This window comes from Sulfuracidifex tepidarius (assembly GCF_008326425.1).
GTDB lineage: Archaea > Thermoproteota > Thermoprotei_A > Sulfolobales > Sulfolobaceae > Sulfuracidifex > Sulfuracidifex tepidarius.
Window position 1 is genome coordinate 704,468 of sequence record NZ_AP018929.1, and the last position, 26,572, is coordinate 731,039.

The 26,572-nt window shown below is 44.6% G+C and carries 20 protein-coding genes and 2 pseudogenes; 14 read left to right on the top strand and 8 right to left on the bottom strand.

What is annotated here, in order from left to right; genetic code table 11:
- Positions 1–108: 108 nt before the first annotated feature.
- Both IC007_RS03165 and IC007_RS03170 read left to right on the top strand, forming a co-directional pair.
- On the top strand, positions 109–2,061 hold the full coding sequence (locus tag IC007_RS03165) for an ABC transporter substrate-binding protein (protein WP_149528350.1): 1,953 nt from the start codon (positions 109–111) through the stop codon (positions 2,059–2,061).
- A gap of 374 nt (positions 2,062–2,435) precedes the next feature.
- Entirely contained in the window at positions 2,436–4,751 is a 2,316-nt protein-coding gene (locus IC007_RS03170) for a M1 family metallopeptidase (RefSeq protein WP_232048998.1), read from the top strand.
- A 504-nt stretch (positions 4,752–5,255) separates the two neighbouring features.
- On the opposite strand, the gene IC007_RS03175 is transcribed toward IC007_RS03170, so the two are convergent.
- Positions 5,256–5,993, bottom strand: coding sequence for a dioxygenase family protein (locus tag IC007_RS03175; RefSeq protein WP_054846171.1), 738 nt, complete (start codon positions 5,991–5,993; stop codon positions 5,256–5,258).
- A gap of 161 nt (positions 5,994–6,154) precedes the next feature.
- On the opposite strand from IC007_RS03175, the gene IC007_RS03180 reads away from it, so the two are divergent.
- Both IC007_RS03180 and IC007_RS13235 read left to right on the top strand, forming a co-directional pair.
- Positions 6,155–7,192, top strand: coding sequence for a hypothetical protein (locus IC007_RS03180; RefSeq protein WP_149528351.1), 1,038 nt, complete (start codon positions 6,155–6,157; stop codon positions 7,190–7,192).
- Positions 7,193–7,347: 155 nt separating this feature from the next.
- Positions 7,348–7,530, top strand: a complete 183-nt coding sequence (locus tag IC007_RS13235) for a hypothetical protein (RefSeq protein ID WP_162302151.1) — start codon at positions 7,348–7,350, stop codon at positions 7,528–7,530.
- On the opposite strand, the pseudogene IC007_RS13725 reads toward IC007_RS13235, so the two are convergent.
- Together IC007_RS13725 and IC007_RS03195 are read right to left on the bottom strand one after the other, a co-directional pair.
- A pseudogene (locus tag IC007_RS13725) lies at positions 7,457–8,592 on the bottom strand (IS200/IS605 family accessory protein TnpB-related protein). The gene IC007_RS13235 and the pseudogene IC007_RS13725 sit on opposite strands and share 74 nt — an antisense overlap.
- Positions 8,593–8,752: 160 nt before the next feature.
- The gene (locus tag IC007_RS03195) at positions 8,753–9,799 is read right to left on the bottom strand and encodes an encapsulin (RefSeq protein ID WP_149528352.1); all 1,047 of its coding nucleotides are present in this window, start codon (positions 9,797–9,799) and stop codon (positions 8,753–8,755) included.
- 229 nt (positions 9,800–10,028) lie between these two features.
- Here IC007_RS03195 and proC point away from each other — a divergent pair, with 229 nt between their 5' ends.
- Together proC and IC007_RS03205 are read left to right on the top strand one after the other, a co-directional pair.
- A complete protein-coding gene (gene proC, locus IC007_RS03200; RefSeq protein ID WP_149528353.1) occupies positions 10,029–10,823 on the top strand; it encodes a pyrroline-5-carboxylate reductase in 795 nt (264 codons plus the stop codon).
- A 312-nt stretch (positions 10,824–11,135) separates the two neighbouring features.
- Positions 11,136–12,440, top strand: a complete 1,305-nt coding sequence (locus IC007_RS03205) for a hypothetical protein (protein WP_054846730.1) — start codon at positions 11,136–11,138, stop codon at positions 12,438–12,440.
- Positions 12,441–13,202: 762 nt separating this feature from the next.
- On the opposite strand, the gene IC007_RS03210 is transcribed toward IC007_RS03205, so the two are convergent.
- Complete coding sequence (locus IC007_RS03210; RefSeq protein WP_149528354.1) at positions 13,203–14,342, bottom strand: glycosyltransferase; 1,140 nt, start codon at positions 14,340–14,342, stop codon at positions 13,203–13,205.
- 748 nt (positions 14,343–15,090) lie between these two features.
- On the opposite strand from IC007_RS03210, the pseudogene IC007_RS03215 reads away from it, so the two are divergent.
- The 4 genes and pseudogenes from IC007_RS03215 to IC007_RS03225 all read left to right on the top strand — a co-directional run.
- A pseudogene (locus tag IC007_RS03215) lies at positions 15,091–15,683 on the top strand (RNA-guided endonuclease TnpB family protein); the annotation flags it as partial.
- A gap of 318 nt (positions 15,684–16,001) precedes the next feature.
- On the top strand, positions 16,002–16,163 hold the full coding sequence (locus IC007_RS13240) for a hypothetical protein (protein ID WP_156303848.1): 162 nt from the start codon (positions 16,002–16,004) through the stop codon (positions 16,161–16,163).
- 618 nt (positions 16,164–16,781) lie between these two features.
- Complete coding sequence (locus IC007_RS03220) at positions 16,782–17,204, top strand: HEPN domain-containing protein (protein ID WP_054846734.1); 423 nt, start codon at positions 16,782–16,784, stop codon at positions 17,202–17,204.
- On the top strand, positions 17,174–17,503 hold the full coding sequence (locus IC007_RS03225; protein ID WP_173569937.1) for a nucleotidyltransferase domain-containing protein: 330 nt from the start codon (positions 17,174–17,176) through the stop codon (positions 17,501–17,503). The genes IC007_RS03220 and IC007_RS03225 overlap by 31 nt, the downstream gene beginning before the upstream one ends.
- 499 nt (positions 17,504–18,002) lie before the next feature.
- Here IC007_RS03225 and IC007_RS03230 read toward each other — a convergent pair whose 3' ends face one another.
- Both IC007_RS03230 and wrbA read right to left on the bottom strand, forming a co-directional pair.
- Complete coding sequence (locus tag IC007_RS03230; RefSeq protein ID WP_149528355.1) at positions 18,003–20,033, bottom strand: xanthine dehydrogenase family protein molybdopterin-binding subunit; 2,031 nt, start codon at positions 20,031–20,033, stop codon at positions 18,003–18,005.
- Positions 20,034–20,459: 426 nt separating this feature from the next.
- The gene (gene wrbA / locus IC007_RS03235; protein WP_054846727.1) at positions 20,460–21,053 is read right to left on the bottom strand and encodes an NAD(P)H:quinone oxidoreductase; all 594 of its coding nucleotides are present in this window, start codon (positions 21,051–21,053) and stop codon (positions 20,460–20,462) included.
- 754 nt (positions 21,054–21,807) lie between these two features.
- Here wrbA and IC007_RS03240 point away from each other — a divergent pair.
- Complete coding sequence (locus tag IC007_RS03240; protein ID WP_054846726.1) at positions 21,808–22,017, top strand: hypothetical protein; 210 nt, start codon at positions 21,808–21,810, stop codon at positions 22,015–22,017.
- Positions 22,018–22,106: 89 nt separating this feature from the next.
- Entirely contained in the window at positions 22,107–22,346 is a 240-nt protein-coding gene (locus tag IC007_RS03245) for a hypothetical protein (protein WP_054846725.1), read from the top strand.
- 737 nt (positions 22,347–23,083) lie between these two features.
- Here IC007_RS03245 and IC007_RS03255 read toward each other — a convergent pair.
- Complete coding sequence (locus IC007_RS03255) at positions 23,084–23,923, bottom strand: SMP-30/gluconolactonase/LRE family protein (protein ID WP_054846724.1); 840 nt, start codon at positions 23,921–23,923, stop codon at positions 23,084–23,086.
- Positions 23,924–24,481: 558 nt separating this feature from the next.
- On the bottom strand, positions 24,482–25,147 hold the full coding sequence (locus tag IC007_RS03260; RefSeq protein ID WP_054846723.1) for a DUF72 domain-containing protein: 666 nt from the start codon (positions 25,145–25,147) through the stop codon (positions 24,482–24,484).
- 214 nt (positions 25,148–25,361) lie between these two features.
- On the opposite strand from IC007_RS03260, the gene IC007_RS03265 reads away from it, so the two are divergent.
- Both IC007_RS03265 and IC007_RS03270 read left to right on the top strand, forming a co-directional pair.
- Positions 25,362–25,766, top strand: coding sequence for a hypothetical protein (locus IC007_RS03265; RefSeq protein WP_054846722.1), 405 nt, complete (start codon positions 25,362–25,364; stop codon positions 25,764–25,766).
- A 50-nt stretch (positions 25,767–25,816) separates the two neighbouring features.
- Entirely contained in the window at positions 25,817–26,272 is a 456-nt protein-coding gene (locus IC007_RS03270; protein WP_149528356.1) for an ATP-binding protein, read from the top strand.
- Positions 26,273–26,572: the final 300 nt, after the last annotated feature.

Consider the following 26,572-nt stretch of genomic DNA (forward strand, 5'->3'; position numbering starts at 1 on the left):
GCTATTGCGTTTGTTATTTTTTAAACCTCATTGTACTTACAACATAGAGAATTGAGAAAATATTGGTAAAACTTAAAAAGTTGTCATAAAGAATCTAAAAGAGCAATAATGAAGAAGCATGGATTTAGTATATCTCCTAAAACAGAACGTGCAATTTCTAAAACATTGGCGATAGTGATAGTTCTTGTAATAATAATAGCTGCCGCTGGAGCTTACTTCTTCCTGGTTCATAAAACATCAACCCCAACGTTGAACACTTCGACTCTAACTGACATAGCACAAGTTGCAGCGCCTGACTCCTTAGACCCTGCGACGGGATTCTATACTCAGGACGGTCCGCTCTTCACAGCAGTTTATCAGGAACTAGTTGAATTCAACGGGTCGGACTATCACAGCGTAGTTCCAGTCCTAGCCCAGAACTTCACTGAAGAGAACGATTATAACTCATTCGTGTTCAACATGAGGCCTTATGCTACGTTCAGCAACGGAATGCCGGTTAACGCCTCTGACGTGTGGTTCTCACTCTACAGGACCATATTGATGGGACAAGGAGTAGGAGTATCTAACTATGTAGGGCTACTGTTCAACTCTACGCAATATTCTATATACGGCATAGCTCTACCTTGGGGAGTATGCGATGCCATACAGAACGTCACTGGTATACACACTGAGGGGAACGTTAACTTGACTGCTAAAATTCTATCTCAGATATTATCCAACTTCAATCCGTCTAACTCTACGATAATGAAGATCATGGAGTACCCTGACCAAGCTGTAGTCGTTCTAGGAAACGACAAGGTAGAGGTGAACTTGCTCCCAGGAGTGCACTACAAGTTCTTCCTCACAGACATGGCAGCCTGGTGGGGAGCGATAGTGTACCCAGGCTACATTGACGCACACGGAGGTGTCCAATACAATCAGCAGAACGATTACGTCAACCTTCACGGTGCGATAGGGTCAGGTCCTTACGTAATTTCCTCTGTTCAAACCGGATTTTCTACGATAACGCTTAAGGCCAATCCGAACTACTGGGGTAACGGACATAACGTTCCTGCACCTGCTCAGCCCGCAAAGATCCCGAATATAGTGATATACTACGGTCTGTCTCATACGGATAGGTTAGAGGAATTCGATAAGAACCAAGCCCAAATATCTTACGTTTCAGTTCCCTCTATAACTCAGATGGAATCTGGTTATTACAATAGCTCAGCCTCGTCTTCAATACTGGACAACTTGGGAGTAACACCCGGCGTCTTTTACATCTCAATGAACGAGCAAGTGTTCCCCACAAATATCACCGACTTTAGACTAGCCTTAGAGCATGCAGTAAATTACACCGCGTTGTTGGATCTATACAGTAGTAATGGGCAAATACTAGCTAAGGAATTTCTAGGTCCTATATCTCCGACTTTCCCAGGATATTACAATCCTAACAACTTACCAATGTATTCCTACAACATAAATGAGGCTATACATTACCTGCAGATGGCCGGTGAACAAGGACACTTCTACGTGACCTTACCGAACGGAACTAAGATAGGAGATACCAGCGGAAGTGCCCTCCCCACTCTGGACATTTACACGCTCTCTCCAGTTCCAGAAATAACGCAGGAGGAGTTGACCCTAGTGAAGACCGAATTGAGCCAAATAGGGATATCGGTTAGCATACAAGCTGTTGCAGCGTCAGTAACGGACAACTGGGACTCTGCATCGTCAACTCCTGCATTAGTCCAACTGGGATGGGTTCCAGACTGGCCAGATCCGGTAGCCCAGCAGTTGATACCTTTAACAGACATCAACGACGGAGGACTATCAGGAGACCTAGCATGGATGAACGTGAGTACCCTAACGCAGATGTACACTACCTTGCCGTTCATAACGAACACGACGGAGCAAGAACACTTAGTCGGAGTGGCTTACAACATAACTTACAATAACGCTCCGTACATATGGTTACCTTATCCAAGTACTTACTACTTCGTTCAGCCTTACATAGGAGGGTTCACGTACAACCCTTACGTTGGGTACTTCTACAACATGATGTACTACAAGTACTCATGATATGACGAAAGTGAAGAAGACCGGGGACAGAAAAGGAGACCATCCATAAATTCATAAATCAGGTTTTTTGTTTTTTCTTGTCTCTTGTAATTTAATATTTTTCAAATCATTTCCCCTTAAACAGTTCCTTGTGTGGAATGACTTGTGATAATCCATCAGATTTAAGAAGATCGTTTCTCGTTCTAGAAGAGTTAGTTGTGCAGGAGGTCTTATAAACTCTGTACTAGAGAAAATTTCTCCACATACTCTTGATGAAAAGGTCGTAGCCAAGGACGACCTCAACATATATCATAGAGATGTGAACTCTAGAGAACTTTCCATGCCTTTTACCTTGAAAACCTCAACTTTTATAATCCTGGATATTTAATTCCTTCATGATTCAAGTATCTTCGTATGAGATAGACCTATCTTTTAAGGATTTGGACTACTCTGGTAAGGTAAAAATAAGCCTGTCCTCTGACGAGGACGTAGTTCTCGACTCAGTTAAGCACGAGATTTATTCGGTGACGTCCTCGGGTAATTCTCTCAAGTTCGTGAGGGAAGGAGACAAGGTGAGGATATACACTGGGAAGTTCTCGGGTACGCTTGAGGTCTCTTTCTCAGGGAAGGTAGACGAGGAAGGAATACAAGGGATATACAAAGCTCCCTACCCTGGTGGTTACATGATCTCAACTCAGTTCGAAGCCAACTACGCCAGGAGGTTCATTCCTTGTATCGACGACCCTTCAAAGAAGGCAACGTTCCTGATCAGGGTCCAAGTCGACAAGGACAAGGACGTGATCTCCAACATGCCGATCAAGGAAGTCGTAGACCAGGGGAACAGGAAGACTGTGATATTCCACGAGACACCCAAGATGTCTACTTACCTCCTTTACCTGGGGATAGGGAAGTTCGAGGAAGTGAAGGAGGACTTTCGCTTCCCCATCTTGTTGGCTACTGTCCCGGGGAAGTCAGTGAGGGGGAAGTTCTCTCTCGACGTGGCGAAGAAGTCGGTGGAGTTCTATGAGAAATACTTCTCCATACCCTACCAGCTCCCTAAGATGCACCTCATTGCAGTTCCTGAGTTCTCCGCTGGCGCGATGGAGAACTGGGGAGCCATAACTTTCAGGGAAATAGCGCTCCTAGCAGACGACAAGACTCCTTTCTCCAGGAAGAGGAGAATAGCTGTCACTGTAGCCCACGAGTTGGCTCACCAGTGGTTCGGCGACTTGGTGACCATGAAGTGGTGGGACGACCTTTGGTTGAACGAGAGCTTCGCTACCTTCATGAGCCACAAGGCAATGGACGCGATAAGGAAGGACTGGGACTTGATCGGATACTTCCTGTCAATTGAGACCAGTGAAGCCATGGAGAGGGACTCCCTCTTTACCCACCCTATTCACGTACCCGTGAAGACTCCAGAGGAGATAGAGGAGATCTTCGACGAGATAAGCTACGGGAAAGGAGCAAGCATACTCAGGATGATAGAGAGTTACGTGGGAGAGGAGAACTTCAGGAAGGGAGTGTCGGAGTACCTGAAGAAGTTCTCGTTCTCTAACGCAGAGGCATCAGACTTATGGACTTCCATCTCTAACGTGTCTGGAGAGGACGTAAACTCCATCATGGAGGAGTGGATAATGAATGAGGGCTACCCCGTCCTCAAGGTGAAGAGGGAAGGAGATGGGAAGATCAGGATATCCCAGGAGAGGTTCTCCCTAGTTGAGACTAAGGACAGGTTATACAAGGTCCCCGTCACTGCTCTCGTAGACGGTAAGGAGAACAGCTTCCTCATGACCGAGAAGGAGAAGGTAATAGAGGGAACTAAAGCGAAACTCAACTTGGACAGAGCCGGGTTCTATCGCGTGTTCTACGACGACGTTGATTCATTCTTTGAGACCGACCCCAACCCCAAGGAGAGGTGGGGCCTAATCAACGACTACTTCGCCTTCCTCATGAAGGGAATGATCGGACAGGACGAGTATCTATCGTTGGTGAGGAGGATGGAGAACGAGGAGAACCACTTACCTGCAGGAGAAGTCGCGTCTCAGATGTTCCTGCTTTACACTATAAACCCTGAGAGGTGGGGCATCGCAAAGCAAGTTTTAACCAAATACGCTGAGAGGTGGAAGACCAGGGAATCAGAGGTGGACAGACAGCTCTACGCTTCCCTTGTGGATTCCCTCTCTTACATGGACGAGAGCTTCGCGTCTACTATCGCCCCCATGTTCGAGAAAATGGACTCAATGATACCTGAAATGAAGGATGCAGTAGCTTTAGCTTACTCCGTCGCAGGGGGTGAGAAGGCACACGAGAGGCTCATGAGCTTGTACAAGGAGTCCAATTTCGACGAGGAGAAGTTGAGGTACTTGAGGGCAATGTTGGCTTCACACAAGCCCTGCTTGGTAGCCAATGCTCTGAACATGGCCCTCTCAGGGGAAGTGAAGAAGCAGGACATACCATTCATGGTGATCTGGGGTTCTATGTTCAACGAGTCTAGAGATGTAACTTGGGAATGGTTCAAGGCCCACATGGAGAGAATATCTCGCTATTATCAAGGCACTCCGAGGATGGGAGTAATCATGGGGAACGTCCTCCCCTTGGTTGGGCTCACTCACGAAGACGCAGTGAAGGTAGCGGAGAACGTGAAGGAAGGGAAGGCCTTCGTGGAAGTAGGAAAACAGAAGCTACAGCTTTACAAGAAACTGTTTTAAACCGCTTTTTTATCGATTACCGCCTCTTAAGAACAGACACCTTTATATGCGCCCCTTAATTTCACACTTTATCGTGTACAACTTGTATCTTATTCTTCTATGTAAATATGAACGGGTAAAGACTTAAAAGTGTTATCAAAAACATAAAATATGAGAGATATGAAATATCTTCTCAAATTACTAATGTGGGCACCCCTAATTGTTCCAATCTCCCTAATCGTAGTTAGAGGAGTGATAATGGGGCAGTAAGAAAAAGGAATTAGTTTTTCTCTTTTTTGTTTCTTTCCATTTTCTCTGATATTTTAGGTTGTTACATACTAAATGCTTTATTCTTATCTTACAAAATAATTTAAGAGAGAGACATTACAAACCTTATACACGTCCTTTGAACCTCTGAAGATTGGGGATTAAAATTGTGAAGATTGAAAGTCTTTGCTTGGGCTGTAAGGCACATAATAAGGTATTGCTTTGGCTTCCATATACCCATTTAGATAAAGGAAATCCTCAGCCGAAGAGGTAAGCCACCATGCTGACTCCGGGCCAAGGGACGTCGTGGAGGAGTTCCCTCCCTGTAGATCGAGAGTATCCCATGACAACAAGCAAAGGCTTCAGGTCTCCTTCTGGCATAGACTTTCTCCACTCCTTGCCCTTTGACAGAGAGATCACATAGTCTACACCTTTAGAAACGGCTTCACTCAGGACGGGGTCTAGAAAAGCTTCATTCCTTGAGGATAGCTGGAATAGATCAAGCCTGTGGGTAGGTGATCCCGTGCCCATGACCAACACCTTACCTTCCACTGCCCTCGAGATAACCCTACCCAGCCTAACGTGGTCCTCCAACGATAAGCCTGATATGGAGATAGGGACTGTAGGTTTACCTTTAGGGAACATATACATGAGGGGTATCCATGCACCGTGGTCTAAACCCCACGACGTATCCTCGACCACGGGTAGTCCCTCCTCTCTGACCTCCTTGAATATCCTGTGAGCTAGGTCAACGTTATTTGACGTAGAGTATCTAAAGCGGTAGAGTTCGTCGGGAAACCCATAAAAGTCGCGGATAGACTCCAGCTTCTCTTGAACCTCAACGTAGAAACGGGAGTAAGTGAAGAAATGAGGGCTTATCACGACCACTGATTCCACGTCTGAGAACTCCTCTCCCATTCTCCTCCAGAAATCCTTCCATCTGGACTCCTCTATCAGTATAGTAGGAGATCCGTGGGAAGTGAAAAAGCCCGTCATTATATATTTTTTTAACTGTGGAAATAAGTATTTTGTAGTATAAAACAAGTTAGTTGGTGAAATAGCGTAAACTAACTTGGTTTATAGAAATCATGGAACTCTCTTTAAACTGCATCACCTAGAGAAAATTTTTTATTAATTAATTTGTCTATTTTCACATCGTGAAATTCTACAATCATGAGGCAAAAGTAGCGCTCTTCGCTTTGACTACTGCGGTCTCCGTCCATTTCCTATTGACTTATCAGTTAGTGATTTACAACGATACGCTGGTGAACTTCCTCCTCAATTTGGGAATTTGGTCTCTCGCCGTTTCGCTTTTGTCCAAGACATACTTGGACGGGGAGGAGCCGGGGAAATACATCGTTTCCTGGTTCTGGGGGTTCTTCCTGAACTTCTTCTTTCTGGGAGGCTCTTTTTACCCGTTCAACCTTGACGACCTGAACCCCTTGGCTTGGTCCTTCCTTTTCTCTCTCCCGGCATCAGCAATTACCTCTCTGTTGAGGTTAACTAACCGTGAAGAGGTAAACGGCCTTCCCTCACTTCAGATGTGGAGCGCTACCGTGATATACGTTGCTTTCTTCCTCTTTTCCAGCCTAATTGACAGACCACTGATGGAGTTCATGATACCTTTCTTCGTTATATCTTACCTCCTCTCTTTCTTTGCGATAGGAGGGACTACGAAGTATAACCTCTCCTTGATAGGGCTGGTCCTCTCCTCTGGTTTGCTCACCTTACTTAGCCTCTTCCACACTGGGCTTCTACTTCCACTCCTGGTATTGTTGACTACATTAGCTTACTATTACCTCACCATGAGGGTCGTCTTGGTCGATACTGATAGGGGTATCATGGGAGGGGTCACCAGCTCTAAAGCGAGTTCCTTCCTCTTCCCCGTCGTGATAGTGGTTGTCTGGGACTTGATCCATCACATGGTACACACTGTCCCAGAGCCCAATGTGTATGACTTCCCCGTGATATTCTTGCCGGGGGTAGTTGGAAACGTGATCGTAGACACACTGAAGGGTAGGAAACTGGACGTTCTGGGTGGTGGAATAGTCTGCGGAGTTGGTATGGCGGACGGACTCTGGATAGACCTACTGTTTCTGCTCATCTATTTCCTCTTCTTCCTGGAGTACGGTCTGCTGGACGGTACTGTGATTTACCTGATAGTAAGCGTTATCGTCAGCTGGATTTCCCTCTAGACTTGATGGAAATTCGTAAAGCTATCTTGTCAATCATGTCAGAGGTTAAGCTATTTTTCCTTAGGGAAAAGATTTTTCACTACGTGATATACTCATGAGTTCAAAACGCTAATGTTTATGGTAAGTTATTAACCAAGGCCAAGCATGTGGGGTAAATGTTTTGTGAGAATACTAGCGTAAATCCGATCAGACCTGATCTAAATGAAAAGGGATCAAAGTCTGAGTCTCTAGCTGACTTCCTCCCCGCCACGGCGAGGGTTCCCCTCATCGGTTCGTGTTTACATATCTCATTTGAGGGGCAGTCGAGAGGGTCAGAGAACCCCTATTTAGGTTCATGATTGCAATAACGTCACGGTCGTTCTCGTAACCGCAAGACGGAAAGCGGAAAAATACCTATGAGAGATCTCCTCCATCCTTTTCCTACTTTTAGGGCATGAAACGGAAGAGTAACTGGGATTCACGAATTCTACGACCGCCACGCTTCCTAGCTTGCCACACTATCCAGTACTGAACACGACGGTACTGCATTAAATACAGTTTATCACGAAACTCTTTAGATAATTTATCAACATTCTTAATTAGGTTCTTGAGGTTCTCCAACTTAATAACGTTGGCACCGAAATCCTCAGCAACCTCAACAACCCACTTTCCCACTTTTCTAGCATCCTCCGTAATCCTCTTAGCCTTTTGATGAAGAGAACGAATCCTGTGAAGAATCCTCTCGTTCTCCCTCCACCTCCTTGGGTACTTCTTCTGCAAATTCTCAGCTGAAGACTTGCAGTGATGAACTTCAAGCCTAGTTGGGATCCTAACATAATGAGTATCATCATTTCCTACGACTACCTCACCCATGTTAACATCAACAGCAACACTTTCCCTTGGTTCATCTCTCTCCAACGGTTTGTCAAAAACGACCTTGAGGAAAGCATTGTCTCCTTTAACTATTAGACGTGCTTCTTCATCCTCCAAATCATGTAGTCCTTGAGGTTCCTGGGATAACCCAGTGGTAGTTTTCACCAACACTCGCTATCCTAACAGTCATGTTATCGAAGTCCACGCTATAGCTCGCTCTAGGGTAGCCACACTGTAGGTTTGTACACTCTCGGGAAACGTCCTCTTCTCGGGTTGTTGTACCAACCCTTGTATATCGCGAGAGCATCCCTATAACAGTCCTCAGCAACCTTTGATGGTAGGTCGTATTCCTCTCTTAACTTCGTGTATAACTCCTCGTGGACTTTTCCTAACACTCCCTTCTCTTCCGGGTTCGGAACATTTTCCTTCAACCAAAATAACGAAAAACGTATTGCTTTCACGTAGTTGTTCACGAGGGCTAGGAGGGGTTCAGAGAGAGCGATCTTCATAGAAACAGTAGCTCTGATCGCTTTAACCCTCCCAGCCATTAAAAAAAGAATTTCGAAAAAAGAAGTATTTAAACAAAGGGGACTATCCATCCCCGCCTCAGAGAGGCGAGGCTTTCCGCCCCCTTAACCCCCTTTTTCTGTAAAAGGGCTTGCAATTGTCTTTCCTTTCCTATTTCCTCTTCTCCTTCATCTCTTGACCTCATGATTCCTTCATCACGGAACATGAGGCAAGCCTAGACATCGGTTTCGGAGCTATCTGCTCGGAGATAAGGTAGATCTCGTGTTCCCTCTCCTTGTCTAGGAATTCCACTTGGACTTCCTTCCTCACAGCAACCTCAAAACCTTCAGTGCTCAACACAATTATTTCCCTGTCAAGGGCGGGGGATATCACGATCTCTCCTATCCTCCTCACTACCTCATGTTCGTAAGTTCCGGTCTTATCGACTACCCTGAATAGCTTAGAGAAGAGCGTAGGTGGGATCATGACGATCACCTTGTTAAATCCTCCCTTAGAGACGTACTCGTACGCCTTTACTACGTCGTTCAATATGGAACCTGCCTGATCCCAGTCGGAAGCGGAAATCCTACCGCCGAACTTTAGGGGTGATAGATCGTGAGTCTTCAGCAGGGTAGCTTCTTCCAGGATGGAGAACTTCTTTCCAGCGTTGAAGGCTACTTCCTTCCAGTTCGACGGTGATGAGTCCCTCAACCTAAACTGCAGGGAAAGGTAGGGTACGTGGTAAAGAGAAGATGAGACGGCTTGGGTTATTTCCCCTTCATCCTCGTCTATTTCGGCGACGCTTATAGTATCGCTCTCATACTTCACGTTCTTGACCCTACGCCTCAGCGTACCGCTAAGTCCCTCCATAGCCCACGATATTGGTCCCTCATGTTCCTTCCCTTCTTCCCTCTCCTTCTCGTCACTCCTGATTTCACCCGCTTTTATAGGGAACTCCGCTCCACTTATGATCCTGGAAGCCTCCTCCCAGCCTTTCTTTATCATGGAAAACTCGTCTGGGGAAACCTCGTACAACATGCGCAGGAACTCTCCGAAATGGGTCATCTCTTCTCTAGCTATGTCCTCGTGAGCAGATCTAAGTCTTGGATCCTCTATCAGGTCTCCTTGCTGGAAATAGTAGTTTATTGCATCTATTTCTGCCGCAAGAGCTCCCCTGACTGCCCTTTTCAACTCATCTTTGGTGAACTTGTCCTTCCTCGTCAGAAAGGATGGGTCTGATGAAAACATTTGTTTCAAGTATATACATCTGAAAATTTAACTTTAGATAATGAAAGTGATAAACTACAGCTTCCTCATGACAGACCCAGAGTAATGACCGGATTCATGCGAAGTGAGATTCATGCACACGAAAACGTATGTATATGTATATACATTCTCTCCTTGAAAAGTCGTCTCTTATTTCATTCCCAGACCCTATTTAGTCTAGTTTTTATATCAGAAACGTGATATTTCCTTCATGAAGATTGCCATAATCGGAGGGGGGAACATAGGTTCGTCCCTCGCCCTCGCGCTGCGGGATAAACACGAGGTAAAAGTTACATCAAAGTCGGAGAAAACAGCTTCCCTACTTAGAGAAAAAGGGCTCACCGTCTCTTCAAATAGAAACGCCATATCCTGGGCCGAAGTCGTAATCATAAGCGTGAAACCGTTTCAGTTCCCCGACATATTGAGGGAGAACTCCGATCTGTTCAACGATAAGGTGATAGTCTCAACTATGGCAGGCTTGACGAGGAAATTCTTGATGAAGTCTACAGGCGGGAAGGAGGTGTTCAGGGCAATGCCCAACTTGGGCATAACAATAAGGAGGTCATTGACTGCCCTCGCTGGGTGTGGAGGCCACGCTAAGAGTGTGGAGGAAATATTCTCGGCTGTGGGCAAGACGTTCTGGATCGATGAACGCTCCTTTGACGCTTGGACAGCTTTGGCAGGAAGTGGTCCGGGGATAGTAGCTGAGCTTGTAGATTCCCTCATGTTGGGGGGAGTGAAGTCAGGTCTTCCAGCGTCACTATCCCTCACAGCTGCAATAGAGGTCATGGAAACTACTGTCGAGTTGTTGAAGAACGAGAAGCCTCACACTCTGAGGGACAAGGTTTCCACTCCAGGAGGTACTACAATACAAGCCATCTCGGTGTTGGAAGAGAGGGGAGTGGGAGGAGCTATAATGAGGGCAATTTACGAAGCTTCGATCAGATCAAAGGAGATCTCCAGGGAATTAGAGTGTTCGATCTCAGAGGACACTCCTAGGAAATGACGAGAGACTCCTCTGACGCTAGTTTTAGTCCATGTCTTTAAAAGTTATCCAAATCATTTGTACTCACTTTCAAAAATAATTTTTCTTAAGATCTAGAGGAAACAAAGCGAGCTATCCTTCAGTAGGACTTCTACCTTACACTCGTCAGGTAAAACAGTTCATCGTTTTTCAAGAAATCTCATGCAGGGCTAAATCTACATGTCGAAGTCTGGGAATTATATGACACTTGAAAGATCTGTTAAAGATTGTTAAAAATATGTGATAACTCTATATTTTGAAAAGCCTTTTATTCTCTGATGAAACCTATCATCTATGAAAACATCTTTAATAGCGGGCATTGTAGTTATCGTCATAATAATAGCAGCTGCAGCTGGGTTCATGTTATATCATCCATCCAGCACGTCTTCAACTACTAGCTCACCGAGTACCGTAAGCGTCAGCTCCACCACAAGTTCATCTACATCCATTAGCATTTCGTCTACATCTACTAGTACCATGGTTACTAATACAACTCCAACTCCAGTCCCATCTCAGACCCAGAAGTTCTCTATAGACGGACTGTTCTCTCCATCCAATGCGACACAAGCTACGGGCGTGAGTAACTATCAAGTAGTATCGTACGTAGAAGTACAGAACTTGAACACTCTTATGACCAATTTGATGAAAAGCGGAAGCTCTGGAATGGGTTTCCAACCTTCGACATCCAATTACTTAGCACAATTCAAGTACTTCCTTAACTATTCTTCTCCTATGTACATAGAGGTCTTAGCACATAATTCGTCTTCATATGTAACTGTAATAGCGTTTAACTACAACACCTCAGGAAAAGGAGTATACGTGGCTCAAGCAATATCGACAGTGTTAGGACTTTACCTGAACCACTCCTCCACGGGGAGCTATAACGGGCTCCAGTACGTCTACGGAGTATACGAACATAATGGTTCTACTTCCCTACCGAGGAACATGACAGCTTCATATAACGTCACGATAGGAGTTGCGTACGGTTACACACATAACGGGAGAGCTTTCGCAGTTATAACTTACGGACTTCCAAACGATTCCAGCTCCGCGTTCAATACTCTGAAGATAGTTAGCATGAGGGCCTCAGGTCAAATTCCTTCTCCACCTATGGACCTAGTGAACACTGTGTTCCCAAGGATAGAGTATGGATATATTAACACGTCTTTCCTTGAAGATATGGTAAACAACACATACCTGAACCAAACCTTCTCTAAGGACAACATTCACTTCAACTCCTCGCTACTCACCTCTCTGAAGTACGTAAATGTCACTTCCGTCTCTGAGGGGGTTTACGCACAGTTCACAAGCCCTAAGTCATTCAACATGGTAGCTCTAGTGTTAGAAAATACAACGAATGGGACTGAGCTAACTCACTTGCTGGACGTCATGTCTCAGAACACCGGGAACGCAACAGTTTACTTCAATGGAACTAAGGACGGAGCGAGGATGCTTGTACTGTTCTATCCTCATCTCAACGTAACTGAAGCAACTGCAGTTTATGGGAACTACGAGATAATGGCAGTTTACTACTCCAAGGTAGATCAAGGAGCTTACTTGATTTCCCTACTGGAGGACGAGATATCTCTAATATCCTAACTCAATTTCCTTTTTTACGTATATAACAACTAAATTATAATTATTTTTATTTCTATTATAATAGTATAGTCCAATATTTATGTAAATAAAAAGCAGATACATACTCACACAATTTACAATACTTTCAATCCATGTACTCCACGGTTTGCCTTGTTGGAATGTATAAACTTTTCATCAATTACTTTTACCATTTAAACTACTTCATATGCAACAACTGTTATAAAGGTTGTTTATAGTACTATGTATATAATGATTAACACCGAGAATGGACATGAAATGAGATGTGAAACGATAAGCTCTGGCTTCGAGATTTGCTTTACTTATTCCATCTCTGAAAGGGGCTACAGAGAACAAAAAGACGTTGAAGAGAAAAAAGGGCTTTTATCTTAATGGGGATTCAAAGGGAGAAGACCCAATGAGGGAAGAGTCCTTTTGCAGTGAAAGTTAAATACAAGTATTTGTGTGTCGACGACGATCGCAGGCGGAGTAAGCTTCACCGAGACGCGACTATGCGAGGGTATTGTTTAGGCCTCTACTCATCAGTTCAAGACAAGTGGAATATTCACTCAGGACTAAGTCGGAATGACCTGTAAAGCTCCGCTCTCTGCCAGTCCTTAGCGAGGTACAGCCATAAAGCAGGAACCTATCGTGAGGGGGTGATAGTTCACTATATCTTATCTAACGTGCTACTATTTTCTATTTCTGACGTTATTAGAGTGTAAATTTTCTATAAACTTAGACTTCTGAAACTTCATCCGGAACTCAAGATCTGGCGATTTTCTCCACTATTCCCTTTATAGCCTCCATCTGACCGCAGAGCTTGAACCTAGTGCAGGCGTCCTCCCTGGCGTTAACGCTCATTTCTTGGAAGAGGTCATCCTCCTCCAGAAGCGTTTCGGTCTTCTCCTTCATAGATTCGACGTCATTCTTCCCGACTATAAACCCCGTCTTACCGTCCCTTATTATATTTCTTAGACACCCGGTGTCGAATGCGACCACAGGAGTTCCAGAAGCTAGAGACTCTATGGCTACCATGGAGAAAGGTTCGTCCCATATTGAGGGAATTAAGGTCACTCTCCCTGTTCCAAGGAGAGAAGAGAGCTCGTCTCTTGGGAGGGGTCCAGGGAACTCGACATGGCTCACCTTTTCAAACTCCGGGTAATTTCCCGTGGCTATGAACTTACCTTCTCCTCTCAACTGCTTCGCTATATCGAAAAAGATTGAATATCCCTTCACTGGATTATATCCGCCCAAATAGAGAACTATCTTCTCCTTCTTTGAAGGCTTGAAATGGGAACAATCAACTCCGTTAGGAACTACGTATATCTTGTCTTCCATTACTCCCATGTCTATCATAAGCCTCCTCATCTTCTCAGTCAAGGTGACGACGAAAACATTTTCCCTGTTTAAAATGGAAATCCTTCTCTTCATCTTCTTATGAATTACGTTATTGCTCAAGAGGCCAAACAAGTGCTTATATGCCTTGACCTTACCCTCTCCCCGAAGTGAGGAGATAATGCAGGACTTACAATCCTGACCTGGAAATCCCTCACATACTTCTCCATTGTGCATCCTCGTGTTGTTAGGACATACTGTCCACCATGCGTGGACATATACGATGGCTCTCTTACCAGCCTTTGTGGCAGCACTCACTGAGGATAGATCGTAGTCGTACTGTGTTATGATTACATCTGGCGAATGTTCCCTAATTTTAGACAAGTAAAAAGATTCTGCCAGCTTGAACGAGTCGGATGTGCCTATGGTTCTCCTGTACTCAGATATGAGGAAGTCAAAAATGGGCTTTATCCTTGGCTTATAATACTCCTTGAAGACGGCGAACTTAGGATCTCTAGATAGAGCCTCAATAGTTTGCCTAGCAACTACCGGTTCTCCCCACCCCAAGGTCCCAGCACTATTCCAGCATAGAGAACCCTAATTTTATCTGCTGACAAGATAACCTACTTAACACAGGTCTTTCATGTATTTAAGATAGCATAGATTTAACTTTTACTTAATTTTTTCTCTTATAATAAGTTATCTTTAATTAGTATTTAATTAGATATCATAGATATTATGCATTTGAGCTAAATATTGTAATCATCCTAACTTGATTACAAAGAAATAGATATCCAATATAAAAAGTAATTTTTACTATTTCCTTGGATCATAGATAGAGAGAAATTCTATGTCGTCTTTATGCTCAAACCGTGCTATGATCCCCCTTCCTTGTAAGGTTTGAGATCTTATCTTGTTACCGTCACTGCGAAATTCATGCATCAACTCTCCGTTGAATAAGAGCTCTAATTATTTTCTTTATCTTACTATTTTAAAGATTATTCTACAAGATATTTCATAAAAATTCGCTTTCGCGTCCTCGGGGAGTAGAGACTTTTAGTATTTAGTATATTAAAATGATTTTAAAGGAGATAAAAAGACGTTTAACTCTTCGTTAGGCGATTTAGGTTACCATTGCGAATTGTAATTATGGTAAAAATAGATCAAATAAATGGAGTCGTTAACGCCAATTCTTACCCAGTCCATACGATATCATTAAATTAAATTTATCTCATATAATTTTACCAAAGATTGAAAGCCTCGCCCTTCCAGGGGATGGAAATTTAAATACTTCTTTTCTTTTTAAATTTCCTTAATGGCTAGGAGGGCTAAAGCGATCAGAGCTACTGTTTCAATGAAGATCGTTCTCTCTGAACCCCTCCTAGCCCTCGTGAACAACTATGTGAAGGCAATTCGTTTTTCGTTATTCTGGTTGAAGGAGAACGCGAGAAATCCAGAAGAGAAGGGAGTGTTAGGAAAAGTCCACGAGGAGTTATACGAGAAGTTAAGGAAGGAATACAATCTACCCTCAAAGGTTGCTGAGGACTGTTATAGAGACGCTCTCGCGACGTACAAGGGATGGTACAATAATCCGAAAAGGGGTCGTTTTCCAGGGTATATAAGCCCACTCTATGGTTAACTCCTAAAGAGAGCTATAGCGTGGACTTCGAGAGAATGACTGTTAGGATTGCCAGTGTTGGTGAGTTACCAATTTTGGGTTATCCTAGGAACTTGAAGGAACATTCAGACTGGAGGATGAGAGAGGCTAGTAGTCAAGGGTGATAAGACTTTCATTAAAGTAGTTTTTGAAAGAGAGGAAGAGAAGGTTGAGGCAAAGGGAAGTATTGCCGTAGACATTAATATATGGGTGAGATAGTTGTCGGCAAGGATGGTACCCATCATGTTAGGAGTCTGTCTAATGCGTCCAAAGTTACGGAGAATGTTATCAATTCTTTATCTCCTCTCCCGCTCACCTAAAGAACCTGACTGATGCTCTAGTATCTCTTGGGCCTAGTGGATTGGGTTTCAGAAATTTAACTTCGAACTTTAAGTGCTCAAACCTCTTTAATGACTCACGCCCTGTGGACATAGAGGTTCTAACCCACGACTATTCCTCCTGGATTTCAGTCATTGCTTTCAATTACAATACCTCTGGGGATGGGACACATATAGATAAACTGTTAGAGATACTGGAAACTCACATCTATAACTCGTCAAGCGGGAATTATGATGGGCTTAAATACCTATACGGATCCCTATGAAGGGAATCTCGATGTAGGTTTAGGTTACACGCAAAACGGAAGAGCATTCATAGTCTTAACAGAAGGGCTTCCCAACGATTCTATCACTGCGTTTAACGTTTTGAAGGTAATTGAAATGAACGCTTAGAATAACAAGAGTTCATAATTCCTTCGTCTTGAGAGCTTTACCTTGAAATTCACCGACCTTTCATACTAGCAGCTTTTGAGGCTATTGGAAATACTCAGTTATACAAGGAGGTGAAAATTATTATACTTCGTCAGACCTTAAAAGCCAAGGCAAACATAAGTCGGTTCTTAATTATGGGCTCGAAAGGAATTATTAGGTAATCCCATCTTGCCCTTTATAGTCTGAGAGAGAATAAGGAATATATAGTTTTCCTATTTAGTTTTATATTTAAAAATACTTTTCTTTTAAGAGATTTTTTAAATAAAGATTTCTCTTTAGTTATTTTATGATATAGCTTTACGTGTTCAAGGAAAGCCGAAAAGTATGGAGAGTTCTCAAACCAAGTGGATCAGGTCATGTCTTCATTATGTACCCTTGATACATCACATGGGCTCTAAGGGACTACTGACGTCAAATGTATGAAACTCCTCACACGTACGATAGAAAGCTCTAGAAATGATAGCGAGATTTCAGAACTCGTCAGACCCAGGTAAAATATTTAAATCGTATTAAATATTAAACTGAAAAATCAAACTGTGGCCGTGAAGACTATAAAAACTCGTAAAGGATATGGATCAAGTGCATGAGCTTTACAAAACCCTTTGTGAAAGGTCGATAGAGTACCTTCAGGCGTCCGAGGACGCTCTTAACCACGGTCTCTACAATGCCTCAAGTCTCATGTCTCAAATATCTGCAGAACTGGCAATCAAAGCTACGATAGCTTTCCTGGGTTACTCGTTTCCCGAGACTCACGAGATAAGGAAACTTCTGTCAGTCCTCTCTACGCTCTCAATGAAGGATGAGATATCTGCCTTCGTCAAGGAGAGGAGAGGCGAACTAATTCTGTTGGAGAACGCCAGACAGAGAGGGCAATACTTCTCTTACGGGCTGGGAAAGGAGGACACTGAAATCTGTTTAAATGTGACCAAGGAGATAATTAACTTGATGAAAAAGATCTGGGGTGAGAAGTGGTGTTCGGTGCAGAGAGAATCAGATACCTAGAGCAGAACTGGAGGGAGATCGCCTCTTTAGTCCTGAATCGTGCTAGGAAGTTCGCAGACGTAAAGGAGGTCGTAGTGTACGGCTCTGTGGTGAAGGGGGAGACCATGGGTAGTAGCGACTTGGACATGGCTCTGATCGTCAGGAATCTGGATGTAACTCACCTCAGAGACCTCCTGGTGAAAGTCCACCTTTCTCTCCCTGAGGAGGTATCCGAGATCTTGGACTTAAACATCATCGAAGAAAATGACGAGGACGAGTTATTGAGGTTCGCCGGCAAGTATGTGATAGTGAAGAGTTAAACCTTCCCCTATACAAGGTACTCTCTCGACGAACTGGAACTTTGTATAAGCTCTCTTATCGAAAAGCGATGAAAAGATAGAGTAGGTGTCAAGAACATGACAGACGCTAGGAGTTTTGTTATACTTCGTCAGGTCTTAAAGGACAAGATTTATTTCAGATCTACATGGAACTTGATACCTTAAAGTGGGACGCTGAGAGGAAGTCCTCTTGCCCTTTAAAGTCTGATAAAGTATAACTACCTCAACGAGTTAGACTTTGGAGCAGTTTTCCACTAAACATGTCCCATGTACCAGCTCAGGTTGAAAAGTAAGTTGAAATTGCACATTAATTCCTTTCGAGCTCTAAATCCGTGTACCTATACCTACCTTGACTTTTAGTCTGAGTAATGCAAGTGGGGCTAACTCGTTTTCTAAAGGGATTGGAACGATTGCAAGGCATTGTAGGAGTTTTTTAAAAAAACAACGTATTTGTGCGCATATCTGTATTAAAATGCGATTGTTAACTTAAAGCGAAGTCTGGATCAATAGGGGTCTTAGTGACCTTCTTGCCTAAGAGCTTCTCCAACGCTATCACCACCGCAGCTACTGAACCCGTAGTTCCCGCCTCTCCTACCCCTCTTGCTCCGTCAGGGAGTGATGAAGGAAATTCCACAACCCCTGGGATAACCTTATACGAAGCCTCAACTGCACTAGGAACTCCCTCATCTGCTATTGATCCTATCAAAGGCATCCCGTTCTCGTCGTACTTAGCTTCCTCCCATAGGACTTGAGACACCCCCTGAAGTACTCCGCCTATGATCTGACCTTCAACTTCCTCCTCAATGAATGCCTTACCGACGTCATCGAAGGCATAGTACTCCTTAACTCTAGGGAAATAACCATCTAGACCCACCACTGCAACATGAGCACCAGCAGAGAATATCACGTCTCCCTTGAAGAAGACCTCAACGGAGACTTCGTCCTGAGAGTTCAACGCTTCCTCAATAGTGACCCCTCTTGACTTCAGGCTCTCCAGGACGGACTTGCTAGCCACCGTCACTGCTGACCCTGCGACTGACGCAGTCCTACTGCCGAAACTGCCCACTCCCTCCTTTACGCCTTCAGTGGTCCCAGTGATTACCTCAATTACGTCCTGGCTAACGCCTAACACTTGGGACGCTATTTTCGCGAAGGTAGAGCGATGGGCTTGACCGTGGGGTCCGCTGGGCACTATCACCTTGACCTTACCGTTACCTACGGTGACCCTCGCTGATTCCCCTGGTGGTATACTCACCTGTTCTGCAAACACGATCAACGACTTGCCCCTCTCCTTTATGCTCCTGTAAATTTCCTTCGCCTTGTTGAACACCTCCCTATATCCTCCGTTATCTATCCTCAAACCCGAGGGAGTTACATACTCTCCGTCGATCAGGTTCTTCTCCCTCAGGTCGACGGGATCCATCTTCAGTTCTTTAGCGAGGTCTTCCATCAAGGTCTCGTGAAACAGGGTGGCCTCAGGCCTCCCGGCTCCCCTGTAAGGCCCGGTAGGTGGTAGATTAGTGAAGACTCCACGTGCCCTCACGGAGACGAACTCCATCTTATAAGGCCCCGTCAATAGCCTAGCGATGAAGGTAGGGGTAATGGCGTTGATAGTGTAGTTATACGCGCCCAAGTCTACAATAACCTCTCCCTCAACCCCCAAGGCTCTACCTGTCTTATCTGCGTAAAGCCTCACTTTCCCGTGAACTCCTCTTCCCTGCGTGGGGTTGGTCAAGTGTTCCCTCCTCGTCTCTATCCACTTCACTGGCTTGTTGAGTTTCATCGCAGCCAAGGAAGCTAACACGTACTCGGGGTAACCAGGTACCTTGTTCCCGAAACCTCCTCCGACATTCTTGGGTGCAATGACGTTGATCTTCTCAGGGCTCAGGCCGAGAACTTCATGGATGTCGTTTCTAACCCTGAATGGAGCTTGCAGGGAGCCGTACAAGGTCAGAGACCCTCCCCTGAACAAAGCTATTACGCCTTTAGGCTCCATAGGGTTGGAGATTACTCTCCCCTGCTCTATTTCCCTCTCTACGTAAACATCTGCCTTCTCTTTCAGGCTCAAGTTACCTCCTTCAACTTGAGAGTCAGTGGATACGTTCGTGTGAAGGTTTGGGTGGATTATCTCCTCGTCCTTTAATGACTCACTGATCCTGGTTATCGGGGTCATGGGCTCGTAGTCTACGTTAACTTCATCAGCTAAGTCTTCTATGTCGTACCTCTCCTCTGTCACTAATGCTGCGACGGGTTGACCGAAGAAGTTCACGTCCTCCTCTGGCAGTACTGGCATTCTGGCTATTCTACTCTCAGGGAAAGAGACTGCAGGCATCTCAGCGTGGAACTCCTTTCCTGTCATGAACAGCAACGAGCGGGAAGGGGAAGTCACTCTCTTGATCTTAGCTCTGGCGTAGTTCGATCTTACAACGTACAAGTATACTTCATCGTCGAAGTGTAAATCGTCTATGTAAACGCTCTTCCCAGTTATCACATCGTAACTTTCCTTTAACATGGTTTTAATCTCTCTCTTATAGATTTAAACTTAGCTTGAAGGTTTTCATCATCGACTAAAACGCCCTAACAACGTCTGATAAGATCAATAATGGTTGAGGACTCTATATATATATTCACTGTACTAGATTCGAACCTAAAACGTCAACTATCACCAAAACGTGATATACTTGATCTCATAATTTCTTTACCTTATACTTCGTCAGACCTTAAAAGCCAAGGCATAGGTTCAGTTCTTAATTATGAGCTCGAAAGGAATTATCAGGCAACTTCCACCCTGCCCTTTATAGTCTGGGCGAGAATAATATAAGCAGGCGTGGATTCCAAGTTATCCTAAGTCCAAGTCATGATGAGAAGCCTAAATTACTTGAACTTTATGAAAAATATGAGAGGGGCTTTACTGTTTGTAAGATAAAAAGAGACTTACTTAAGATCCAGAGAGCTTCTTAGCAACTTGAGCTATTCTCTTCCCTTGGAACCTAGCAATCTTCACTTCGTTCTCGTCCAATCCCTTCTTTGAGCCTAAGTGAGAAGAGCCGTAAGGGCTACCTCCGGTAGTCGTGGAGGAGATCTCAGGGATTGCATAGCCTAAGGGCACTATAACCATTCCGAAGTGGAAGGCATAAGTGGACATGGTCAAGATAGTAGTCTCATGTCCACCGTGAATAGTTGAAGACTCTGTGAAGAACGTTACAGGCTTACCGTAAAGCTCTCCCGCGCTCCACAGGGGAGCTGTAGTATCGAGGAAAGTCTTCATCCCTCCCGCCATGTTTCCGTACCTAGTTGGGGATCCGATGGCTAGGCCGTCAGCCCACCTGAGGTCATCGTAACTCACCTCAGGTATGTCATTGGTGTTCTCTACTGGAACGTGGAACTTCTCAATCAGCTCAGGGTACAAGGTCTCCCTTACCTTCCTCAGCCTGGTCTCGGCTCCCTCCTCTCCTGCTCCTTTTGCTATTTCCTTAGCTAACTCGACTATCGACCCATACCCGTAGAACAGGACAAGTATTTTCGTGCTCATAAGTTAGGCACTCTTGTCCATTTTAAAAGTTAATTCGCCTAACTAACTAACAAAAGCAGCATGTTAAGTCGCATTTAAGAGATAGCGTGGCTAGTTTCGATGCAGGAGGGAATGTTCAGGCCTTACCTTTGCCGTCTCTGTACGTCCTTTCCCTCTCTCTATTTATCTCACTCTTCTTTATCTTCTTCATATTCTCATAAATTCTGAAAGAGTTCCATCTAAATGGCTATCACTTTGCACCAGACGTGATGCTCTCGGACTTGAACTGGAGCTCCCTCCTCTGTACGCGGAGACTCTATCTCCTTAAGATAGACAGACTTGACCTTGTGTGATGAGCTGAGGCTCCCTATGTGGGAGGATAAGGCTTGAATCAACTATATAATTGAATTTTGATTTATGAGTATACTCCAATTCCTTTAGATGCTAAGTCGTTTAGTTCGCATTTATAACTGTTTACTTAAAAGAAAGTTTCATGCAGGCCTAATGAGGATTGAAGTAATTCGTAAAGGAACTGAGTACATATTTGGATCAGAATATATAATTAGGCTTTAATAATCCTGGGCTGTAATGACAAGACAGAATGCGAAACGAAAAGAAAATGAAGGCGATATCAACTCTCGTAGTCGTAATCATCGTCATTGCTGTCATAGCTGCGGCGACGGGACTTTTCTTAATCTACGACAGGGTGAGTGCTTAAAATTCTACGAGTTCTACGAGTCACAGCTCTCTCTCGACATCACAGACCGGTTCGCCGATGAGCTCTCAAGCCCCTCCAACAATTAACTCAAACTCCAATTTACCCCTCCTACTTGCACCATCCGAGGTTGACGAGTCTACCGGGGGATCGTTCACCATAAGGGGGAGTAACATATGTTACCAATACCTGAGCGGGAACCAACTCGTAGAGGTAGAGCCTAGCGTCGATTCCTCCACTCTGGAGGGCTCCCTAACATTTCTGACTTAATTTACTATGAGTGTCTATATAATTCAAATTCCCAAAACCAGACCGAAATTACCGTCTCTCTCGAGACATCCAACTCTAACTCTTTCACCATGAGCGTAACCGAATCGAGTTACTCTCACGACGGTAACACTGTATGGGCATGGTCTTATAAGGGGTACAACTATAGTGGAGTTATTTATAGCACTAGTCAAGAGGGTGAGGACAAAGCTACATTGTGTGCAGTTAACGGTTATGATTCCATTCGAATAGCTGTAACAGGAGGGAGCAGTCTGACAATAACTCCCGGCGTTATGATGACCTTATTTGAGGATGTGTTAAACAACGAATAGTTTGAGATTAGATTTATTTTTATCTTTATTTTATAAGTATATTTACATATATATAAAAATAAAAAAAGTGAGTTAGTTTTTTATTTATATATAGAATCTATATGTAAGAAAAGCCTTACAGTCAGGGTTCTCTACCCTCTATTCAAGGGAAGCTCATCGAGCTTGTTGAGGTAGTAGAAAGAGCTATGAGTGAACTCACCCAGCCCTTACGGACGGGGCTTCCTGATTCACGGCTCCACCTTGTCAGTACCGAAGCACCGGTAGAGGGCGGAGCTCCACAGGCCCTAAGGGTCGTTCCAACCCCGATCTTACGAACATCTCACGTGCCCGGAGTACTAATGATTGGAGCAGAAGCGTACCACATCGACCCTCGCTTTAACCAAGGCGTCTCGGTGACGCTTACTCCGTCGATCACTGTCATTAATATAGACGCGAATTTTTTCATATTTAAACTTTATAAAGGGGCTATCCATCCCCTCCCTGACGGAAGGGGTCTTCCGCCCCCTTTCAACCCCCATTAAGATAAAATACGCCAAAGAGCAACCGAGAAGGAGGTTTCGAAGTTGAACTAAGCGTCGCGTAGGAAGAGCACTTCTCTTCTTTGCTATCTCTTCCACGTGAAGATGTAGTGATAACCTCACTGCGGTCTCCAGACTATTTCCTTACTCTCTTGGAACGCTTGAAGTGTTCGCTGTAGCGGTCTATAAGAGAAAGGCGTGAGGAACTCCTTTCAGCCCTCACCACAACCTGAACCTATAACTGGGGACGCCTGAGACTTCTGCCTTCCCCGTGAACGTGTAACCGCTTAACTGCTCTTCCCCCTTCGCTGTGGTTATGAAGACCTCGTCCATTTCCTCCCCGCCGAAGGTAACCGACGTCACTCTCGAGGCTTGGACTTTGACCTCCCCCTTCTTCTCCCCCCTTGGAGACCACCTGCTGACTTTACCTCCTCCCCAGTGGGCTACCCACAGGAAACCCTCCTCATCCACGGTCATTCCGTCAGGGCTGCCCGGCTCGTGGCCGAAGTCCACAGCTACCCTCATGTTGTATATCTCTCCCTTGCTCAGGTCGAAGTCGAAGGCGAAAACTTTCCTCCTCAGCGTGTCTATCAAGTACATAGTCCCGTCGTCTGGATCCCATCCAAGCCCGTTAGATATGGTGAGGTTGTTCAGGACCTTCACGGGGGACTTGACGAACTTGTACAGGGAACCGGTAGGGTCCCTCTCCTTCATGTCCATCGTCCCTGCCCAGTACCTCCCTAACTTGTCGCACTTACCGTCGTTGAACCTATTGTCCTCTTTTTCCTCTACCCTTCCGATCTCCTTCAGGGAACCGTCCCTGAGGTTAAGCAAGGAGAAAGAGTGCCTCACGGTAATTGCGAGCGTCTCGTTGTCTACGACGCACAGAGATGACACTGGACCGGGGAGAGTCATAGACGTCTCAAGACCGGTCTCCAAGTCCCTCCTCATTACCTTCATCCCTAGAATATCGACCCAGAAAAGGGAGTTCATGCCTATGTCGTAAACTGGGCCCTCTCCTAGAGTGAAACGCGTGTTGCTGAAAAGACTAAGCTCCATGATATAGGAAGGGAGACCGCTTTTAAAATTCTCCCGGTTAAGAGGTAGTGTATAGTTAGAAAGGCAGGAAAGAACATGCAAGTACATATATACATACTTCTCTTTTTTAGAAAAAAGGGAAAAAACAGAAAATGGATATATAAATGTGCATGTAGCCAAAAAGGTCGTGAGCCTATCGAAGTATGAAGTCGGATAGATAACAATAGAAATCTGGCACTAATAGGCGGACTCACTGCGTTGTGAGACATTTCAATTTCTTTAGATCAAGTCTTCCTAACCCGAGTTTAATTCTAAATTAAACGTTTAATTAAAAGGATGACCCCCGCTTGAACACTGATAATTAGAGTGACATGGAAAGCAGAAACTTACAGCTAAAGTGTGTATACATAAAAAATAAAGAGGCTATGCATGAATACAAAAAACTCTTCACACAATTCTTTAATTCAACTAAGAAAGCCTTCTATCTCCGAGATTTCATGATTGAGTCACCTCGCTAATGTTTCTGGTAAGTTATTAACCAGGGACTAGAGTCATAGGATATTTTCTGGGAATACTAGCCTAACCGTTCCCTGAAAAGTCTGACGCTATCTCTCTCATGGTTAAGGAGTTCTGGAACATGTTGTAGTTGTTGAAGAACACGACCGCCCTCTGGGGAGAAAGCCCTGCTATCCTGGTGAGGTCTTCCCTCATCTCCTCCTCGTTGTAAGAGTAAGCGTACCACTGCTTACTCCTTCCGTGCATCCTGAGATATACAGTTGACGATGTCTTCACCAGGAAGACCCCCATGGGGGAGTCCACTGAGACTACAGTAACGTGAAGGGATAGCTCCCTCCTGTACCACTCCAGATCCCTGAACTCTATCGCCATCTTCTCGCCCACCTCGTCCTGGAACGTTTCCACTCTCTCCAAGTTCTCTTCGCTGAACTTGAAAGAAGGAGGCATCTGGAAGAGGTAGAAATCCGGGTTTAAAGGGTCTACAACCTCCCTGAACTTCCTCCATGACTCTAGGTCTGTCAGCCTCTTGACGTGTGTTATCAACCTGTTCACTTTCACCGACCACAATAACTTGTACTCCTTCCACTTCTTCACCTGCCCCTCCGAGGGAAAACGATAGAAGGTCGAGTTCACTTCAACTGCGTCGAAGCCTGAGTCGACGTACCACCTCAGGGACTTCTTCGGGTTCCAAGGGTAGAGCCACCCCGAGGTGCCTATGTGAATTTCCATGTGTAGGTGTATGACATGTTTAGGTTAAAAAATGAGGAATTGAGCGGAGTGATGAAACAGAGAATGGAGAGGAGATGAAAGTTGTTAAGACCGCTCTAGTCTCACGTGTCCCTCCGTTTTCCCTCTCTTCATACCTAGCTTGAACGCAACAGACTAGACCTTCAACCATCTCTCAATGATTAGTTTTTAAAATTTTTTAAGTATAAAATGTTGTATGAAGAAAATCTATTTTCTCATCCCCGTGGTAGTCCTGATCGTAGCACTTGTACCTTTAGCTATTCTCTCTTATCACCCTGCCCCGAGCGTGGAGCCGACCAACGGAGTCTTGGGACACGGTTACCTCCAACTGGAGAAGAAGATCGGCGAGAACGTCTCCATGTATTACGTGAACTTGACCATAGACAACCCCGGCAAGCCTGAGGCAGTATGTTACGCTGAAAACAACGGTAACACTATTCCTTTTAATTATATATACATATTCGCGGACGGAAGGTTTTACGGGGACAGCATACCCTCTGGAGTGAACAACTTGACGATAATGATAGACCAAAACGTCACTCTACCTTCATTGGAGTTGCACCTCTCGGACGGCCAGGATTTAGTCATCAACATGAAATAGGACTTTCGCATTACCCTGCTTTTGACTTGACGGGGTCTGAGATAGGGTTATTGTACGATTTCCTGAGGGTTGATGACCAATCCTCTCCCCTTTACGGGAGGCACCTAGAGGAGGTCAGAGTGAACAAGTTCGACTCTAAGAAGTCCCTTGATTTCCTGGAGAAGGGTTTCCAGCAAGTGGACATGGAGGTACAGGAGGAAGTGTTGAAGTACGCTACGGAGAAGCTCGACGGTATAGTGGGGTGGCTCACGGAGTTCGGCCACAGGTGTTTCAAGGTGAAGGAAGTTAAGAGGTCCATAGTGGACGATATTCTAGAGCTAGCGATGAAGACCACGGTTGATGAGTTGAGCCACTTCTCAAAAGAGTACGTGTATGTAATCGAGGCGATCGCTAGGGGATATGAAAGGTGGAGCGAGATAAAGCGTTACATTGAAGAAAAAGAGAAGATGGTAATACACGACGCTGAACTCAGGAGACATTTGAGGACTCTAGAGAAGAGGGGGTAGTCAATAGGAGCGAAAGAGGAAAGTAAGAGTTGACAGATCCAGTGATTAGGAACGTATTCATGTCCTAAGAATGAATGAATTGACCTTTTTCAAAGGAAGAACAATTCGCATAGCAGTTTACGGGAATCCTGAGGCCTAAATGTTTTCATCTTGTAGAGTCATGAAACAAATTTTATCTATTTACAGTGAGGAGATCTTAAAACCTATAGATATTATTTAATCCATATCACGTCACTATTGAATTATTTTTAAGATCACGTAACTCTGCAAGGATTTTCCGATAAAAGCTATTCGCATTAA

Excerpts from the sequence above, each read along its gene's own strand:
- wrbA (WP_054846727.1), bottom strand. The coding sequence starts at position 21,053 with ATGAGCACGAAAATACTTGTCCTGTTCTACGGGTATGGGTCGATAGTC.
- IC007_RS13235 (WP_162302151.1), top strand. The coding sequence starts at position 7,348 with ATGTTTTGTGAGAATACTAGCGTAAATCCGATCAGACCTGATCTAAAT.
- IC007_RS03255 (WP_054846724.1), bottom strand. The coding sequence starts at position 23,923 with ATGGAGCTTAGTCTTTTCAGCAACACGCGTTTCACTCTAGGAGAGGGC.
- IC007_RS03165 (WP_149528350.1), top strand. The coding sequence starts at position 109 with ATGAAGAAGCATGGATTTAGTATATCTCCTAAAACAGAACGTGCAATT.
- IC007_RS03230 (WP_149528355.1), bottom strand. The coding sequence starts at position 20,033 with ATGTTAAAGGAAAGTTACGATGTGATAACTGGGAAGAGCGTTTACATA.
- IC007_RS03205 (WP_054846730.1), top strand. The coding sequence starts at position 11,136 with ATGAAAACATCTTTAATAGCGGGCATTGTAGTTATCGTCATAATAATA.
- IC007_RS03265 (WP_054846722.1), top strand. The coding sequence starts at position 25,362 with ATGAAGAAAATCTATTTTCTCATCCCCGTGGTAGTCCTGATCGTAGCA.
- IC007_RS13240 (WP_156303848.1), top strand. The coding sequence starts at position 16,002 with ATGATGGGCTTAAATACCTATACGGATCCCTATGAAGGGAATCTCGAT.
- IC007_RS03175 (WP_054846171.1), bottom strand. The coding sequence starts at position 5,993 with ATGACGGGCTTTTTCACTTCCCACGGATCTCCTACTATACTGATAGAG.
- proC (WP_149528353.1), top strand. The coding sequence starts at position 10,029 with ATGAAGATTGCCATAATCGGAGGGGGGAACATAGGTTCGTCCCTCGCC.
- IC007_RS03245 (WP_054846725.1), top strand. The coding sequence starts at position 22,107 with ATGAGCGTAACCGAATCGAGTTACTCTCACGACGGTAACACTGTATGG.
- IC007_RS03260 (WP_054846723.1), bottom strand. The coding sequence starts at position 25,147 with ATGGAAATTCACATAGGCACCTCGGGGTGGCTCTACCCTTGGAACCCG.
- IC007_RS03195 (WP_149528352.1), bottom strand. The coding sequence starts at position 9,799 with ATGTTTTCATCAGACCCATCCTTTCTGACGAGGAAGGACAAGTTCACC.
- IC007_RS03170 (WP_232048998.1), top strand. The coding sequence starts at position 2,436 with ATGATTCAAGTATCTTCGTATGAGATAGACCTATCTTTTAAGGATTTG.
- IC007_RS03240 (WP_054846726.1), top strand. The coding sequence starts at position 21,808 with ATGAGCTCTCAAGCCCCTCCAACAATTAACTCAAACTCCAATTTACCC.